Source organism: Bacterioplanes sanyensis, assembly GCF_014652515.1.
Classification (GTDB): domain Bacteria; phylum Pseudomonadota; class Gammaproteobacteria; order Pseudomonadales; family Oceanobacteraceae; genus Bacterioplanes; species Bacterioplanes sanyensis.
The window spans coordinates 90,266-104,170 of record NZ_BMYY01000003.1; the positions used below are offsets into that span (position 1 = coordinate 90,266).

The 13,905-nt window shown below is 55.4% G+C and carries 18 protein-coding genes; 9 read left to right on the forward strand and 9 right to left on the reverse strand.

Translation table 11 applies throughout. From position 1 onward, the window contains the following. Positions 1-2: 2 nt before the first annotated feature. On the reverse strand, positions 3-302 hold the full coding sequence (locus IE090_RS06265; RefSeq protein ID WP_189387512.1) for a PilZ domain-containing protein: 300 nt from the start codon (positions 300-302) through the stop codon (positions 3-5). Positions 303-482: 180 nt separating this feature from the next. Here IE090_RS06265 and IE090_RS06270 point away from each other — a divergent pair, with 180 nt between their 5' ends. From IE090_RS06270 to IE090_RS06305, 8 genes are all read left to right on the forward strand, one after another. Continuing rightward, positions 483-1,646, forward strand: a complete 1,164-nt coding sequence (locus IE090_RS06270; protein ID WP_189387513.1) for a PP2C family protein-serine/threonine phosphatase — start codon at positions 483-485, stop codon at positions 1,644-1,646. After that, positions 1,643-2,155: an STAS domain-containing protein gene (locus tag IE090_RS06275; RefSeq protein ID WP_189387514.1), complete on the forward strand. Its 513-nt coding sequence runs from the start codon at positions 1,643-1,645 to the stop codon at positions 2,153-2,155. The genes IE090_RS06270 and IE090_RS06275 overlap by 4 nt, the downstream gene beginning before the upstream one ends. Positions 2,156-2,169: 14 nt before the next feature. Continuing rightward, positions 2,170-3,195 (forward strand): NAD(P)H-dependent glycerol-3-phosphate dehydrogenase, encoded by a 1,026-nt coding sequence (locus IE090_RS06280; protein WP_189387515.1) that lies wholly within the window; start codon positions 2,170-2,172, stop codon positions 3,193-3,195. Positions 3,196-3,207: 12 nt separating this feature from the next. Beyond that, complete coding sequence (locus IE090_RS06285) at positions 3,208-3,501, forward strand: DUF4389 domain-containing protein (RefSeq protein ID WP_189387516.1); 294 nt, start codon at positions 3,208-3,210, stop codon at positions 3,499-3,501. Further along, positions 3,498-3,962 (forward strand): phosphohistidine phosphatase SixA, encoded by a 465-nt coding sequence (gene sixA, locus IE090_RS06290; protein ID WP_189387517.1) that lies wholly within the window; start codon positions 3,498-3,500, stop codon positions 3,960-3,962. The genes IE090_RS06285 and sixA overlap by 4 nt, the downstream gene beginning before the upstream one ends. A gap of 85 nt (positions 3,963-4,047) precedes the next feature. After that, positions 4,048-4,836, forward strand: coding sequence for an alpha/beta fold hydrolase (locus tag IE090_RS06295; protein WP_189387518.1), 789 nt, complete (start codon positions 4,048-4,050; stop codon positions 4,834-4,836). Further along, the gene (locus IE090_RS06300; protein WP_189387519.1) at positions 4,821-5,675 is read left to right on the forward strand and encodes an alpha/beta fold hydrolase; all 855 of its coding nucleotides are present in this window, start codon (positions 4,821-4,823) and stop codon (positions 5,673-5,675) included. The genes IE090_RS06295 and IE090_RS06300 overlap by 16 nt, the downstream gene beginning before the upstream one ends. A gap of 6 nt (positions 5,676-5,681) precedes the next feature. Further along, a complete protein-coding gene (locus tag IE090_RS06305) occupies positions 5,682-6,425 on the forward strand; it encodes a lipoprotein intramolecular transacylase Lit (RefSeq protein WP_189387520.1) in 744 nt (247 codons plus the stop codon). Here the strand turns inward: IE090_RS06305 and IE090_RS06310 are convergent. The 5 genes from IE090_RS06310 to IE090_RS06330 all read right to left on the reverse strand — a co-directional run bounded on the left by IE090_RS06310 (position 6,403) and on the right by IE090_RS06330 (position 11,374). Next, positions 6,403-7,023: an RluA family pseudouridine synthase gene (locus tag IE090_RS06310; RefSeq protein ID WP_189387521.1), complete on the reverse strand. Its 621-nt coding sequence runs from the start codon at positions 7,021-7,023 to the stop codon at positions 6,403-6,405. The genes IE090_RS06305 and IE090_RS06310 overlap by 23 nt on opposite strands. Next, the gene (locus IE090_RS06315; protein WP_189387522.1) at positions 6,992-8,302 is read right to left on the reverse strand and encodes an ABC transporter substrate-binding protein; all 1,311 of its coding nucleotides are present in this window, start codon (positions 8,300-8,302) and stop codon (positions 6,992-6,994) included. The genes IE090_RS06310 and IE090_RS06315 overlap by 32 nt, the downstream gene beginning before the upstream one ends. Positions 8,303-8,349: 47 nt before the next feature. Further along, positions 8,350-9,696 (reverse strand): prephenate-dependent tRNA uridine(34) hydroxylase TrhP, encoded by a 1,347-nt coding sequence (gene trhP / locus IE090_RS06320; RefSeq protein ID WP_189387523.1) that lies wholly within the window; start codon positions 9,694-9,696, stop codon positions 8,350-8,352. A 137-nt stretch (positions 9,697-9,833) separates the two neighbouring features. Continuing rightward, the gene (locus IE090_RS06325) at positions 9,834-10,355 is read right to left on the reverse strand and encodes a hypothetical protein (RefSeq protein ID WP_189387524.1); all 522 of its coding nucleotides are present in this window, start codon (positions 10,353-10,355) and stop codon (positions 9,834-9,836) included. Further along, on the reverse strand, positions 10,355-11,374 hold the full coding sequence (locus IE090_RS06330; RefSeq protein WP_189387525.1) for an MBL fold metallo-hydrolase: 1,020 nt from the start codon (positions 11,372-11,374) through the stop codon (positions 10,355-10,357). Before IE090_RS06330 ends, IE090_RS06325 begins: the two co-directional genes overlap by 1 nt. A 193-nt stretch (positions 11,375-11,567) precedes the next feature. On the opposite strand from IE090_RS06330, the gene IE090_RS06335 reads away from it, so the two are divergent. Beyond that, on the forward strand, positions 11,568-11,921 hold the full coding sequence (locus IE090_RS06335; RefSeq protein ID WP_189387526.1) for a hypothetical protein: 354 nt from the start codon (positions 11,568-11,570) through the stop codon (positions 11,919-11,921). Here IE090_RS06335 and IE090_RS06340 read toward each other — a convergent pair. The 3 genes from IE090_RS06340 to IE090_RS06350 are packed head-to-tail and all read right to left on the reverse strand — an operon-like array spanning position 11,904 to position 13,884. After that, positions 11,904-12,500: an IMPACT family protein gene (locus IE090_RS06340; RefSeq protein WP_189387527.1), complete on the reverse strand. Its 597-nt coding sequence runs from the start codon at positions 12,498-12,500 to the stop codon at positions 11,904-11,906. The genes IE090_RS06335 and IE090_RS06340 overlap by 18 nt on opposite strands. Then, positions 12,497-13,570 (reverse strand): class I SAM-dependent methyltransferase, encoded by a 1,074-nt coding sequence (locus IE090_RS06345; RefSeq protein ID WP_189387528.1) that lies wholly within the window; start codon positions 13,568-13,570, stop codon positions 12,497-12,499. The genes IE090_RS06340 and IE090_RS06345 overlap by 4 nt, the downstream gene beginning before the upstream one ends. Then, a complete protein-coding gene (locus tag IE090_RS06350) occupies positions 13,570-13,884 on the reverse strand; it encodes a hypothetical protein (RefSeq protein ID WP_189387529.1) in 315 nt (104 codons plus the stop codon). The genes IE090_RS06345 and IE090_RS06350 overlap by 1 nt, the downstream gene beginning before the upstream one ends. Between the last annotated feature and the right edge of the window lie 21 nt (positions 13,885-13,905).

The window sequence follows — 13,905 nt, forward strand, 5'->3', positions numbered from 1 at the left end:
TGTTATTTGAAGTCGCTGATGGTGGCGCCAAATCGATAGCCGTTGTTTTCTTCTTCCACCCTGCAAATGGTGATTGCGGCAGATAAGGGTGACGTGGTTTGACCGCCGCTGCTGATGTGAAGAATGCCTTGGGTGCCAATGGGCAAGGGCTCACTGCAGGCGAGCTGCACGCCACTGCTGCTTAAGTCCAAGCAAGTCAGTTGCAAATCGCGTCCATCTTCGAGTCGAAGTGAGGCGGGGGTTTTGATTTGCATGCGCATGAAATCGCGTTTTTCTTGGTAAGTGCGTGCCAGCGTTGTCATAAGCATTCTCCTTATTAGGTCATCCCGATACTACCACCCTTGATTGAAAAGTGTACAAAGCGGCATAACCTCATAACTTGTCATTAATGACTGGCGCGTTTGGCGTATCTCCACCCCTGTATTGCAACCCCGAGCCGTTGGCGGTACTGTTCGCCCATTCTGACTTCCGGGAGCTTCCTGATGGCCGCAGCAGTGCTGGTCATTGACGACGACACGCAGCGGTGCGAACGCCATGTGCGCTACTTGATCAAACGCGGTTACGACGCTCAAGCGCTGCCGGCCCATGGCAGTCTTCCTGAATGGTTGCGTCAGCACCCGGTCGCTGCGCTTGTCTGCGCCCCTGGCCACGATGGGTTGGACTCCTTGCAAGTGCTAAAGCAGCAGTTTGCCCAAGCGGCCATGGTGGTTCTGTCAATGTCCTCTGACAGTGATGATGTATTGCAAGCGTTGCGCTTTGGGGCCGATGACTATTTGGTGTTGCCTCTGAGTAACCTTGAGGTGCTGGGGCTATCGGTAGACAAGGCTGTGCAGCATGCACGCACTCAAGCTGAGAATTTGGCCTATCGTCAGCACTTGGAAGTGACCAACAAAGAGTTGCAACGCCATCTGGATGAGCTGCGCAGTGATCAGCAAGCGGGCAGGCAGGCGCAAATGCGCATGTTGCCTGAGCCGCTGTGCAAATGCGGGGTATCTTTGCAGCACCGAGTCATTCCCTCCTTGCTGTTAAGCGGCGACTTTCTCGACTACTTCGAACTCGATGAGCGGCGTTTGGTCTTCTACGTGGCCGATGTATCCGGCCATGGCGCGTCGTCGGCGTTTGTGACGGTTTTATTGAAAAACCTCACCTATCGGCTGCGTCGCAACTTGCGGCGTGGCTCCAGCGATGAGCTGAATGATCCGGCGCGCGTCTTGGCGCGTATCAACAGTGAGCTGCTGGCCTCGCAGTTGGGTAAGCACCTCACCATTCTTTACGCCATTTATGATTTGGTTACCAGCCAGCTCATATACAGTGTCGGCGGTCATTTGCCCATGCCGGTGCTGGCCTGTGAGGGCCAGGCTCATTATCTGGAGGGCAGTGGTATGCCGGTAGGCTTGTTTGCCGGCGCAGAGTATCAAACCTATCAATGTAAGTTACCGGAGCCGTTTACCTTGTGGCTGTTTTCTGACGGAATACTGGAAATCATCGATCGCCCGACCTTGAATGATAAAGAAGCGGCACTGCTGCAATTGGCGGCTGCGTCCGAAGGCAGCCTGGAGCGGCTGATGACTGAACTGCAAATCACTGCAGAAGTCGAAGTACCAGATGACATTGCCATGCTGGTCGTGGCAAGGGAGGGTATATGACATCAGGCGAAGTCTATGTGGCTTTTGTCGACGGTGTTCACATTGTTCGCCTGGTCGGCGATGTGCGGCTTAACCTGTGTTCGGCCCTCGAACGCTACCTAGATGACATCCTCAAAAGGCCGGATTTTTCCCACGTAATGGTGGATCTATCCGACGCGACGGGCGTCGACAGCACGACGCTGGGCCAAATCGCTAAGATTGCCATATTGGCGCAGGAGCGTTTCGGCATGCGCCCAACCATCGTATCGCCTAACCCAGATATCACTCGTGTTTTGCTGAGTATGGGTTTTGATCAGGTGTTTAATCTGGTGCAAGACCCCATCGCCACCGATGTTGAGTTTCAGCAGTGGGCGGCGCGCGAGGTCAGTGAAGACCAAGCCAGAGAGCAGGTGATCGAAGCTCACAAAGTGCTGATGGGGCTCAACCAAAGTAACGAACACACCTTCCGCGAGCTGGTCGACTCGCTCGAGGCCGACCGTCTGGCCGCTCATTCCCATAATAAATCGTAAATCAGGGGGACCTTGTGTCTATCAGTTCAGCTACCGTCGTTGGCGGCGGCAGTTTCGGCACCGTCATTGCCAACATTCTGGCGGACAATGGCATTCGTACCCAGCAATGGATGCGTGATGCCGACACCGCCGATGCCATCAATCAACAGCATTGCAATCCGCGCTATCTCCCCGACGTCACGCTCAACCCCAGTCTGTTGGCAACCACGGATCTGCAGCAGGCCGTCACGGGGGCGGATGTTGTATTTGTATCTGTGCCCAGTCGTTCGGTGCGAGAAGTCACGCAGCAGTTCGCTGGCTGGCTTGAACCGCACCAGCTGCTGGTGAGCACTACCAAGGGCATTGAGCCGGACCCTTTTTTGCTGATGAGTCAGGTGCTCAAAGAAGAGTGCCCGCAAAACGCCAACGGCGTTTTGAGTGGCCCTAATTTGGCGAAAGAAATCGCTCGCCGTGAGCTGGCGGCCTCAGTGATTGCCAGTGAAGACAGCGATTTGCGTCGCGATGTGCAAGAAGCGCTGAGCTGCGATTATTTTCGGGTGTATGCCTCCAATGACCCTCACGGCGTTGAATTAGGCGGGGCGCTGAAGAATATTTATGCCATCGCCAGTGGTTTCGTGGCAGCGCTGGGAATGGGTGAGAACACACGCAGCATGATCGTTACCCGCTCGTTGGCAGAGATGAGTCGGTTTGCCGTCCACATGGGCGCCAACCCGCTTACCTTCTTGGGGCTGGCGGGCGTGGGCGACTTGTTTGTTACCTGCAGCTCGCCGTTGAGTCGTAACTACCGGGTGGGCTACGCCATCGGTCAAGGCAAAAGTCTGGATCAAGCCATTGAAGAGTTAGGCGAGGTCGCCGAAGGCGTTAATACCTTGCGATATGTCAGGGAAAAGGCGCGTGAGTGCGATATATATATGCCGCTGGTAATGGGGACTTACGCCGTGCTGTTCGGTGGTGCGGATCCCAAGCAGGTGGCTCAAGGGTTGATGACAGGCGAACGAGCCTCTGATGTTGAGTTTGCGCTGTCGCGCAATGAAATTTGATAAGGAACCATTATGAGTGATGTAAAAGACAATCTGACTTCCGATGCTTTTTGGTTGAAGACCTTATACCTGCTGTTGTTCTTCATGGTATCTCGCTTGGTCGGGCTGGTGGTGCTGCTACTGACAGTGGTGCAGTGGGGTTTTCAGCTGGCTACCGGTCAGCCTAATACTGAGTTGGCGCGCTTCGGTGATAGCTTAGGGCAGTACGCGAGTCAGATTATTCACTATCTGAGCGGTGTCTCGGAGCAAAAACCGTATCCTTTTCAGGATTGGCCGAGCCCGCACAACGCGGATCAAAATGAATGAAATTATGTATCGTGCGCCATGGCGTAGCCGTTCTAGGCGCAGACTCTGATGATCAGCGAGTGCTGCGTCCGGAAGGCTTGCAGCAGGCACACATGGCAGGTCGCTGGCTGGCCAGTGAGGGCTTAAGTCGGCCTCAGCTATTCGCCAGTCCCTATGTTCGTACCCAACAAACCGCTACCGAGATCGGTTCCGCCTTGGGCTGTGAGCCACAGCTGATGACTGAGCTGGTGCCAGGCAGCGAGCCACAAGTCGTTGTAGAGCAGTTGCTTGAGATGACGGACGACGTAGTTTTAGTATCCCACTTACCTTTGGTCGGGCGCTTGGCGGCCTGGCTGGTCGACGGCGAGGTCTATGATCAGCCTTGGTCGCCTGCGGAGTGTTGGCTGCTCGAAGGTGATGTGTTTGCGGCTGGCTGTATGACGGTTACCCAGGTGTGGTATCCAGAGTTGGAAAACACCTAAGGCACTGCTGACCGTTCAGCACCTTGCACAATGTGACAAGGGTCAGTAGCTTGCAGGGCTTTGTTTTGTGTGCAGACAACTAATAATGAAGCCCATTCTTCACTTTTCCCACGCCAATGGCTTTCCTGCCGGTGCGTATCAAGCGTTATTGTCGCCTTTGGCGCTGGTGGCAGATGTGCGCAGCATTGACCGCTTAGGCCATCACCCCGAATACCCAGTTACCAATAATTGGGATCATCTAGAGCGTGAGCTGCTGGAGCACTTCGAGCGCACCTACGATCGTCCGGTCATCGCCGTTGGTCATTCGCTCGGCGGTGTTCTGAGCTACATGGTGGCAAGGCGGCGGCCAGATTTAGTGGCCGGTCTCATTATGCTCGACTCGCCGATTTTAACGCCTTGGCAGTCGCGCGGCTTGCGGCTGTTAAAGAGTCTTGGTTTGTCGGATCGCGTTACGCCTGCAGGGCGAACACAAGGTCGACGTACCACTTGGCCTGACCAGCACAGTGCGCTGAGCTATTTTCGCAGTAAGTCGCTGATGCGCCACTTTGATGAGCAGTGTTTGCAGCATTACGTGGAAGCCGGTACTGAGCCATGCTCTGAGGGTGTGTGCCTGAGTTACGACCCTGATGTTGAAATGAAGATCTACCGCACCATTCCCGACAATCTCTCTAATGCGTTGCCCTTGTCGATGCCCGCCGCTGTGATCGCAGGGCGCGATAGCAATGTGTTTCGCCCCAGTCATGCGCGCTACATGCGGCGCAAGGCGGGTATGGATGTGCATTGGCTGCCTGGCAGTCATATGTTTCCGTTTGAGCATCCGCAGGCGACGCAACAGCTAATCCAGCAGGTGGTTCAGCAATGGGGGTTGATCTGATGTCGGCAGCCTTGCGTGAAGAAACACTTGGCTCGCTGGCGGCCTTACACAGCCCTCGAGGTGCGCTCCCCACGTTAATGCTGCACGGCTGGATGGACAATGCCGCCAGTTTTCATCAGTTGGCACCGCAGTTGGCAGTGGATGGCTGGGCACTTGATTTGCCGGGTCATGGTCATTCGCCGTGGCTGGCGGAAGGAGCGGACTATTACGTCTGGTCCTACTTGCCAGCAGTATTGCAAGCGCTGGATACGCTGCATCAGCAATCCGCAAAGCCGGTGTTGTTGATTGCTCACTCCATGGGCACGGCCAGTGCGCTGCAGGCGGCAGCATTGGCACCAGATCAGGTCGCGGCTGTGGTGTTGATCGATGGCATCGGCCCACTAACGACACCTGCAGCCAGCTGGATTCAGCAAATGCAACAAGCACTGGCATGGCAACCAAAGCCCGCACGGCGGTTTGACGACCCTTTGCAAGCGCTGGCGGCCCGCCAGCGAAGCTCGCCGGACCTGGATGCGGAAGCGCTCGAGGTCATGGTGCGGCGCAACCTTCAAGCCATAGGTGAGGGCTGGCAGTGGCGCACTGACCCCAGGCTCAAAGCACCCTCAAAGGTACGCTTAACCGACGACATGGTGAAAGCTGCGCTGCAAACCGTTAACTGTCGGGTGCTGGCCATCCGTGCCGAGCATGGCATAGTACCGCAGCCTTGGTGGCAGCAGCGCCTCGGTTGGCTTAGAGATGTTGATAGTGTGGTGCTCCCTGGGCATCACCATCTGCACCTGGAGCCTGCAACGAGCGGTGCGGTGGCGCTGTGTATTGAACAATTTATTGCTGGAGATTGAACAAAAATGGAGCGGCAAAACCGAATCAGCGGCGATATCGGCTGGTTTGCCTTGTTGATGGCACTGCTGTTGCTCAGTTTGGGAGCGGCTTGGCACGCTTTGGCCAAGATAAACTACGGCTTTAGCCTGTGGTATGACGTACTCGATATCGGTGAGCACATTGACCATTACGGCCCGCAGAACCGCTACAAACAAGGCCTAGAAGCACTGTCGAGGCAGCAGCATGAAGGCTTGTTTGCCGATATTGTTGCCGCAGTTCACAACCATGGGCAGGGGTTGTCTGATATAAGTTATACCGTTATCTATGAAGGAAAACATTTACATGATTCTTTATTACGTCAACCGGAAGTCATTCATCTACAAGACGTGGCGAATTTGATCGACTGGCTCAATCAGGCGCTGCTGTTTTTGCTGCCAGTGGCCTTGCTGTTGATGCTATGGCTTTCTTGGAAAAAAATGCCGCTGCGCTGGAAGCGCCAGCTTGGTGTATTGTCTGTGGTGGTCGGAGGAGGGGCGCTGGCGGTCATGCTGATCGGCCCCAAAGCGGTGTTTTATCAACTGCACGTATGGATCTTTCCCGATAAGCATCAGTGGTTCTTTTATTATCAGGAGTCGCTGATGACCACCTTGATGCATGCGCCGCAGTTATTCGGGTTGATTGCTGCGGCGATCGCGGTCTTTGGCCTGCTGTTGTTTGCACTGGTGCTGTTGCTGGTTAGACGTTGGCTTAGAACTCAGGCGGGCAGTTAAAGTTGAGACGCTCGCCGCTGCTAGGGTGGGTAAAGCTCAGTTGGCGGGCATGCAGCATCAGGCGAGGCTCGTCGTTTAGGCGCTCGCCTGCATAGAGGGTGTCTCCTACAATCGGGCAGCCGATTTGCTGCATGTGCAAGCGCAGCTGATGTGAGCGTCCTGTTTGCGGCAGCAGCTGCACGCGGCTGTATGGGCCTTCTTGTGCCAATAAGCGCCAGCGTGTTAGCGCGTAGCGCCCCTCACTGTGGCTAATCATCTGCAAGGGCCGGTTGGGCCAGTCAACGATGATGGGTAAATTGATGCAGCCCTCGTTACCGCGCGGCTTGCCGTACACCAAGGCTTGGTATTCTTTGCTGGTGGTCTGGCGTTCGAACTGTTGCTGTACCGCAGACAGCGCCGCTTTGTGACGGGCAAATACCATGACGCCTGAGGTGTCACGATCTAAGCGATGAATCACAAAGGTGGTGCCGTATTGAGCTTCTAAACGCGCTTGCAAGCAGTCTTTGTCGTAACGCCCAGGAACACTGAGCAAATGCGATGGTTTGTTAACCACCAGTAAGTCGTCATCAATCAGCAGTGGCGGGGCGAGGTTTGGCATCCGGGTAGTCGTAGTCTTGCAGTAGGCGTTGGTAGGCCCCCGAAGCTTGCAGCTGGCGCAGGCCCTGATTAAAAGCATCAATGATGCGCTGGGCGTCGGGAGAAGAGGCGCGCATTGTAACATGCAGCGTCTGGCTGGCCAGTTCCGGCGTGAGAATCTGCAAATGCTTGCCGATGGTGTCGTTGTCCTGCAACTCGCGCTCAGCAATCCAGCGATCAACAACGACTAAATCCAGCTCTTGGCGCGCCAAATCGCGAAACAACTGGGAGCAATAAGGCCGGTAATGGCGCTCAAAGCGCTGAGCAAAGCCCAGCACTTGGGCGTCGTAGTCGGCGTTTTCAAACAGCCCGAGTTTGAGTTTGGAAGCTCCGGGGGCTTGCAGGCCAGCCATGCTCAGGGCGGCCTGCTTGTGAGTAACAATCACTAGGTGGTTTTCTAGGAAGGGGGCTGACTGCAGCGTTTCTGGCGAGTTTTCAGGCCAAAGAGCGAGCCAGCCATCCAGCTTTTTTGCGCTAACGGCCTCATCGACGGCTTGCTGTGGACGAATGCTCAGTTCCATGTTCCAGCCGCTAACGGCCAGCGCTTGTTTGACGATGGCCGCCGCCAGGCCTTGCTCAGGCTCCAAGTCGCTGACGTAAGGCCCCCAAGCCGGGCTGCCCAGGTGCGCTGTGGGTGCTTCGTCTTTGTACTCCTGAGCGAGTATGGAAATCGCCTGCGCCAGCCCATGCTGCTCAATGCTGCGCGTCATTTGATCGCTGAAACTTTTTACCAAGCTAACGCCTTCAATGACGACGTCATAAATCTGCCAGCGATCATCACGACTGAACAGCTTGTAGTCGACTTTAATGGCCGGCGCGCCTACGCGCATGATTTCACTTTTCACCAGAGCGCGATTGCCTGATGGGCTCATGCGAGCTTCAGAGAATCGCATCTCTTGATCGTCATAAGCGCGAAATGCACCGGCATAGGTACGAATCACCTTGTGCTTAAAGGCTTCAACAAACTGACGTTGCTGTGCTTCTGAGGCGCGGCGCCAGAACTTGCCCAATACCAAGCGCGCCATGTAGACATGATCAACGACGGGCAGGATTTCTTCGTCAATTAATTGCTCAAGATAATAGTCTTGAGTTTGTACGCGTTCCTTGTTGGCCAGCAATTTTTTTGCCATGCCATTGGCAGCGCTCATAACCACATCCCTAGGGGGCGTAGTGTCGGCGTGGGTCGTGGTGCCGATAACAAACATCAGTACCACCAAAATGCGGTGCGCTAAGCGGCTCATACCATCCTCTGTATCATTGGGTGAGACACCAAACTATACGGGCGACGTCATTGTGCTGGCAAATTGCGAATCAGCAAGGCGCGCTGCAGATCACATTCGGCCATGCCGTGTGGGCGCGGTAGTCGGACGACAAAACCAGAGCCCGGCGCATCCTCGCGTGGATTGTCGTGCTGGTCATACAGCTCGGTCAGTACAAAGGTATGGTTGCCGTTGGCGGTCATCAGCTCCAGTGAATCGCCCAGCTGAAACCGATTTTTAACCTCAATGGTCAACATGCTTGCATGCTTGTCGGCTTTTACTTCACCAACAAACTGCTGGCGAGTGCTGATGGAGGTACCGCGCTCATAGTTTTGGTACTCGTCGTGCACGTGGCGGCGGAAAAAGCCTTCGGTGTAGCCACGGTTAGACATGTTCTCCAGGGTGTCCATGAGTTGGCGGTCAAACTGGCGACCGGCGACGGCGTCATCAATGGCTTGGCGGTAGGCTTGGGCGGTGCGGGCTGCATAATAGTGGGATTTGGTGCGCCCTTCGATTTTGAGCGAGTGCACACCCAGCTCCACCAGTTTTTGCACGTGCTGAATGGCGCGCAGGTCGCGCGAGTTCATGATGTAGGTGCCGTGCTCGTCTTCAAACGCTGGCATGTACTCGTTGTCGCGATTGCCTTCTTGCAGCAGGAATATCTGGTCGCTGGGCTGGCCTAACCCCAAGGTCGATGTGCTTGGGTCAAACTCCTGTGCCTGCACCGGAATGACGTCGCCGCCTGCGGTTTCTTTGGCCTCGTGGGCTTGGTATTTCCAGCGACACGCATTGGTACAGGTGCCTTGGTTAGGGTCGCGGTGATTCATATAGCCAGACAGCAAGCAGCGCCCGGAATAGGCGATGCACAGTGCCCCGTGAACAAATACCTCCAGCTCCATCTCTGGGCAGCGATCGCGAATCTCTGCAATTTCCTCCAGCGATAACTCGCGCGACAGTATGATTCGGCTGACGCCCTGGCGGCGCCAGAATTCAACGGCGGCCCAATTGACGACGTTGGCTTGCACCGACAGGTGAATGACGGTGTCCGGCCAGCGATCTTTCACCAGCATGATCAAGCCTGGGTCGGACATGATTAGAGCGTCTGGACCCATATCGATGATGGGTTCAATGTCGCGCAGGTAGCTGCTGATTTTACTGTTGTGCGGCGCAATGTTGCTGGCGACATAAAACTGTTTGCCCAGTTGATGGGCGTAGTCGATACCATCCGCCAGCCGTTGGGCATTAAAGTCGTTGTTGCGTACTCGTAGGCTGTATCTGGGCTGACCGGCGTATACGGCGTCTGCGCCGTATTCAAATGCGTATTGCATGTTGCGAAAGGTACCGGCGGGCGACAACAGTTCAGGGCGAAAAGTCATGGGTGGTGCTCCCAAAGTCGAACAAGGCGAGCTGGCCTCTTTCAAGCCAGGGCTCGCCGCGTTAAAAACGGCGCACCCTAGCGAAAGAGGGAGAGGCCGATCTTGACTTGGGTCAACCGCCGGTGCGCGTTAGCAGGTCAGTCGTCGGCTTCGTGCAGGGCGGCACCAAAGGGAGTGGCAGGTTGTTGTGCCAGCCAATGAAAATAGGCTTTGGCGAGTGGCTTTTGCGGCTCTTCACCTAGGAGTTCATCCTGCTCTGACATCAGCTCATTCCAATAAGCGTGCAGCGGCTCACCTTCTAAGGGGGACGTTTGCTGCAACTGCTGAAGCCACTGCTGCAACAGTTGCCAGTCCTCTTCGCTGGCACCGCCAAGGCAAGCTTCTGCAGCGCAAAACAACGACGACAGCGTAAGGTCGGCAATGTCATCGGCCAGGCTATCGTGCTGCTCTAGCTGCTCGCGCCAGTCGGCAAAATCATCAAAGAAGCGCTGTAAGTTGGCTTCGGATTTCAGTTCGCCACGCAGCCAACTGTTGGTTTTGTTGAGCAACTTGGTGGCTGGGTGAATGTCCAGCTCACGGTGCTCGGCCAGCATCAATAGATGCGGCCAGCACAGTTGGGTTAGCGTAAAAGCACGGGCGGCGATGGCATAGGGTTGCATCAGGTTTCAGGCTCAAAACGGTGGGTGGAAAAAAGACCGGGCAGTACCCAGTCGCTGTTGGCTGGCAAGGCAGCTTCTAGACGCTCAATAAACTCATCTTCATCGGTCAGGCGTACAAAGCGCTGTTTGCCTTCTAAGTCATTGGCAAAAAAATCTTCCCAGTGGCCGAGTATATAGTGGCGTGCTTGAGTGTTGGCGACGACGCTTTCAGGGTACTGCTCCACTTGCGAAAACGATGCTGGGCATAAAATGGCCACATCGATATTTTTCCCGTCTTCTAAGGGCGGTACTAAGCCAGCCGGCGCTTGGCTGGCCGCATCCTGGTAATAAATTCGATGCACGGGTTGTTCGTCGGAGTCGAGAAAATCGATCAAGAAGGCCAGGGTTTGGCCTTCTTTCCAGCCAAACGCATGCCAAGGCAATGACTTTAACGGTTGCTCATGAGAGCCGCTCATGAATTTCAGCCCCATCAAATGCGGTGCATGGCCAGATTCCAATCCCATAATGCGAATGCGCCGATCAGCGCTGTAAAACCAGCGCCCAGGTTGGGTGCTTGAACCCATGTGTTCATTCATGGCCACCAGTCGGCTGGCTGGCAGGGCGGGTAATAGCGTGTTGCGGGTGGTGGCAGAGCCATAGATGACGGCATCGGGCGTGTGCTGTTGTGCGATGTGTGGCACGTCGAGCAAGTGATCGTAGTGAGCGTGTCCGACCAGCAGCATCTGCACGTTGTCGGTGGCTGGCATGTAACGGTCGATTTTCTCGATGTCGGCGCTGAGTGGCATCCATGGGCCAGTTCGCAATAAGTGTGGATTGGTGAACGAGGGAGCCGTTAGCAATTGACTGCCCTGGTAACTGATGAGATGGCCGCCAACGCCCAGGTATTGAATGGTCAAAGCCTCTGGGTTGGTTGCTGAAGTCGCCGTTTCAGGGGTGCTGGGTGAGCGTTTTAGCTGGCTGGAGCAGGCGCTCAGCAGCACAGCGATGGTTAGAATCAGTGCGTGAGTTAAGAATTTCATGCCAAGGTATCTTCGTTGTTATTGTCATGGGTGAGGCGGGCGAGTCTAAAGGGGTTCAGCGGATCTGCCAATTTTTTGCTATCCAGTTAACGTAAATGCTTTACAAATCAGGCCATATGATTCATCACGGTTGGCAATTAAAGTCAAGTCGGCTATGGTCCGATCATCGATCAGCAATATGTATCATTTTGTTATGCCTAGTGTTGTTGTAAGCAAGAAAGACGAAGTGATCTTCCGCGGTCTGTGTGATCAGGTGTCTCCCTTGGGTTTTCAATGTGAGTTGCCGTTATCAGCATTGGATGCTTTTCGTGACGACTGTGGTCGTTATTGCACCTTTGACGTGGCAGTGACGCTCTCCGGCCCTCATGGTCGGGTGACCATCGACGGAGAAGTCGGCGTGCATGGCTTGCATCGCTGTTCGCAAGATTGCTGTCGGGTAACGTTTCGCTATGTGCGCCTGTCGGGTGAGAATCGTCGTTTGATGGCTGAGCAGCTGGCGCCGGAGCAAGACGCCGATAATGTTGCTTGGCTAGGCCGCCGAGCTTAACTGCATTTGATGCAGCTGGCAGTAATGCGTCAGTGCTTCTTCGTGGTGCACGGGTAGCTCCACCTGCATGACCACCTTATCTGGCCGATATTGGCAATCCAGCACCTGTGCCTGGTGCGATTCTAGCTCCCGACGCAAACCAGACTCTTGAGCAAACGCCAGTTCAATCTGGTGCTGCGTGGTGGGTACGATGGCGCTGAGTGACAGTGATGCGATCAACTGTTGCACAGCGCCGGAATAGGCCCGTTGCAGTCCACCCGTTCCCAGTTTAGTGCCGCCAAAGTAGCGCACGACAAACACTGCGTAATCGACCAGGTTGTGGTGGCGCAAAACGTTCAGCATCGGCATGCCTGCCGTACCGCCTGGCTCGCCGTCATCCGAATAACCCTCCTCTGGCCGATTGCCTGTGCCACAGCGAAACGCCCAGCAAACATGGCTGGCTTTATTGTGTTGTTGCTGCAGTTGAGACAGGTGCCGCTCGAAATCCGCTTTCGACGCAATCACCACGCCCAAGGCGATAAAGCGGCTGCGTTTGACCTCAAGCTCGCTGTGGCCGTCGTGTGCTCGGTATTGGGTCATGGCTGGCAGTCATAAATCGTGAATTTATCGGCTCCGTGCGCTAGGACCTGGCGGAACAAGCGGTTGAGCATCGGGCGATAAGCCAGGTGGCGGTTCGCGACCACCAGTAAGCGCCCATCGTCGGCTAACACAGACTTGGCTTGCTCAAACATGCGCAAAGCCAGATTGGTGAGCTGTTTGTGGCCATCGTGAAACGGTGGATTGCAAACAATGCCAGCGTACGGCCCGGGGGTGTTTTCGCAGCTGTCGCCATGTTGGCAATCGACGGTTAATCCCAGTCGTTGTGCGTTGGCTTGTGCTGATAGAACGGCGCTCAAAGAGTCGTCTGTTAAAGTGAAGTTGCTGTCAGGCCAGCGCTGTTTGAGCGTTAAACCCAGTAAACCGTTGCCGCAGCCTAAGTCCAGCCAATGACCTGAGTGATCAGGTTGCTCAGCGAGGTGGTTCAACAGTGCGCGTCCACCTCGATCTTCTCGCTGGCGCGAAAACACCAGCGGCAGTGCCTGCAGGCCAAGGCCGTCAGCGCTGGTATAGCCTTGCCAAAGTGTCAGCTCTTGGCAGGTGTTGGGTGCTAGCTGCACGCTTACTGCTCGAGCCTTACGTTGCACCTTGTGTTGCTGATAGCTGGCGCAGTGCTGCTCAAGCCAGTTGAGCCAAGCGACGGGGATGTGCTTGGCCGGGCCGGCCAAGTGAATGGCAGCATCAGGACCGAGATGCTGCCAGCACCACTGCAAATAGCGCAGCAGTGCATCAAAGCTTTTAGGGAACTTGATCAAAGCCTGAGCCCTGTCGCTCCGAGCATCGCCACTTTCCAGCCATGTGATGTTGGGGCGGTTGCTGTGGGGCCAGTTGCGCTGCAGTGCATGCTGGGCGCAGGCGCTGTCGAGCACGCTGGTCGCTAGGGGGCCGAGGGCGCAGGTGATCGCGCCATGGCGATCATTGAACACGACTGCGTTGCCGTCGCCTTTGAGTTGCAGCAAATACTCGTCGCTGCTGTCCCAGGGCAGGGAAACGTGTTCAGGCAGTGGAGGGTAACAGCTCAGTTCAAGCTGGTTGTATGGCCAAACGGGCATCAGTAAATGTCGTTGAAGTCTTGTTTATCCAGCTCTGACAAGAGATCGCGCGGTGCATCGTCACGCTTCTTGCTGGTCTCTCGCTGAGTGTCGGTCTCGGTTTGCGCTGCTGGCTTGGCAGCCGTTCGTTGCTGCTGCTCTTTTGCCTCAGGGTTTTGCTCCAGAAACTTTTCATACACAGACTGGTTGCGTCGGCCCTTAACGCGCTTGCCGACTTGGCGGTCGTTTCCCAAGCTGCGCTTAAGCTTGGCGCGATTACCGGTTTTGACGTTGTGAATGCGCTTTAAAGAGCGGGTTTTCTTTTTGCGTGTCATGCCTTGGCTTCTGGGATGTGA

Excerpts from the sequence above, each read along its gene's own strand:
- IE090_RS06325 (WP_189387524.1), bottom strand. The coding sequence starts at position 10,355 with ATGCAACCCTATGCCATCGCCGCCCGTGCTTTTACGCTAACCCAACTG.
- trhP (WP_189387523.1), bottom strand. The coding sequence starts at position 9,696 with ATGACTTTTCGCCCTGAACTGTTGTCGCCCGCCGGTACCTTTCGCAAC.
- IE090_RS06310 (WP_189387521.1), bottom strand. The coding sequence starts at position 7,023 with ATGCCAAACCTCGCCCCGCCACTGCTGATTGATGACGACTTACTGGTG.
- IE090_RS06335 (WP_189387526.1), top strand. The coding sequence starts at position 11,568 with ATGCCTAGTGTTGTTGTAAGCAAGAAAGACGAAGTGATCTTCCGCGGT.
- IE090_RS06340 (WP_189387527.1), bottom strand. The coding sequence starts at position 12,500 with ATGACCCAATACCGAGCACACGACGGCCACAGCGAGCTTGAGGTCAAA.
- IE090_RS06285 (WP_189387516.1), top strand. The coding sequence starts at position 3,208 with ATGAGTGATGTAAAAGACAATCTGACTTCCGATGCTTTTTGGTTGAAG.
- IE090_RS06305 (WP_189387520.1), top strand. The coding sequence starts at position 5,682 with ATGGAGCGGCAAAACCGAATCAGCGGCGATATCGGCTGGTTTGCCTTG.
- IE090_RS06345 (WP_189387528.1), bottom strand. The coding sequence starts at position 13,570 with ATGCCCGTTTGGCCATACAACCAGCTTGAACTGAGCTGTTACCCTCCA.
- IE090_RS06295 (WP_189387518.1), top strand. The coding sequence starts at position 4,048 with ATGAAGCCCATTCTTCACTTTTCCCACGCCAATGGCTTTCCTGCCGGT.
- IE090_RS06330 (WP_189387525.1), bottom strand. The coding sequence starts at position 11,374 with ATGAAATTCTTAACTCACGCACTGATTCTAACCATCGCTGTGCTGCTG.
- IE090_RS06270 (WP_189387513.1), top strand. The coding sequence starts at position 483 with ATGGCCGCAGCAGTGCTGGTCATTGACGACGACACGCAGCGGTGCGAA.
- IE090_RS06315 (WP_189387522.1), bottom strand. The coding sequence starts at position 8,302 with ATGAGCCGCTTAGCGCACCGCATTTTGGTGGTACTGATGTTTGTTATC.
- IE090_RS06350 (WP_189387529.1), bottom strand. The coding sequence starts at position 13,884 with ATGACACGCAAAAAGAAAACCCGCTCTTTAAAGCGCATTCACAACGTC.
- IE090_RS06265 (WP_189387512.1), bottom strand. The coding sequence starts at position 302 with ATGACAACGCTGGCACGCACTTACCAAGAAAAACGCGATTTCATGCGC.
- IE090_RS06300 (WP_189387519.1), top strand. The coding sequence starts at position 4,821 with ATGGGGGTTGATCTGATGTCGGCAGCCTTGCGTGAAGAAACACTTGGC.
- sixA (WP_189387517.1), top strand. The coding sequence starts at position 3,498 with ATGAAATTATGTATCGTGCGCCATGGCGTAGCCGTTCTAGGCGCAGAC.
- IE090_RS06275 (WP_189387514.1), top strand. The coding sequence starts at position 1,643 with ATGACATCAGGCGAAGTCTATGTGGCTTTTGTCGACGGTGTTCACATT.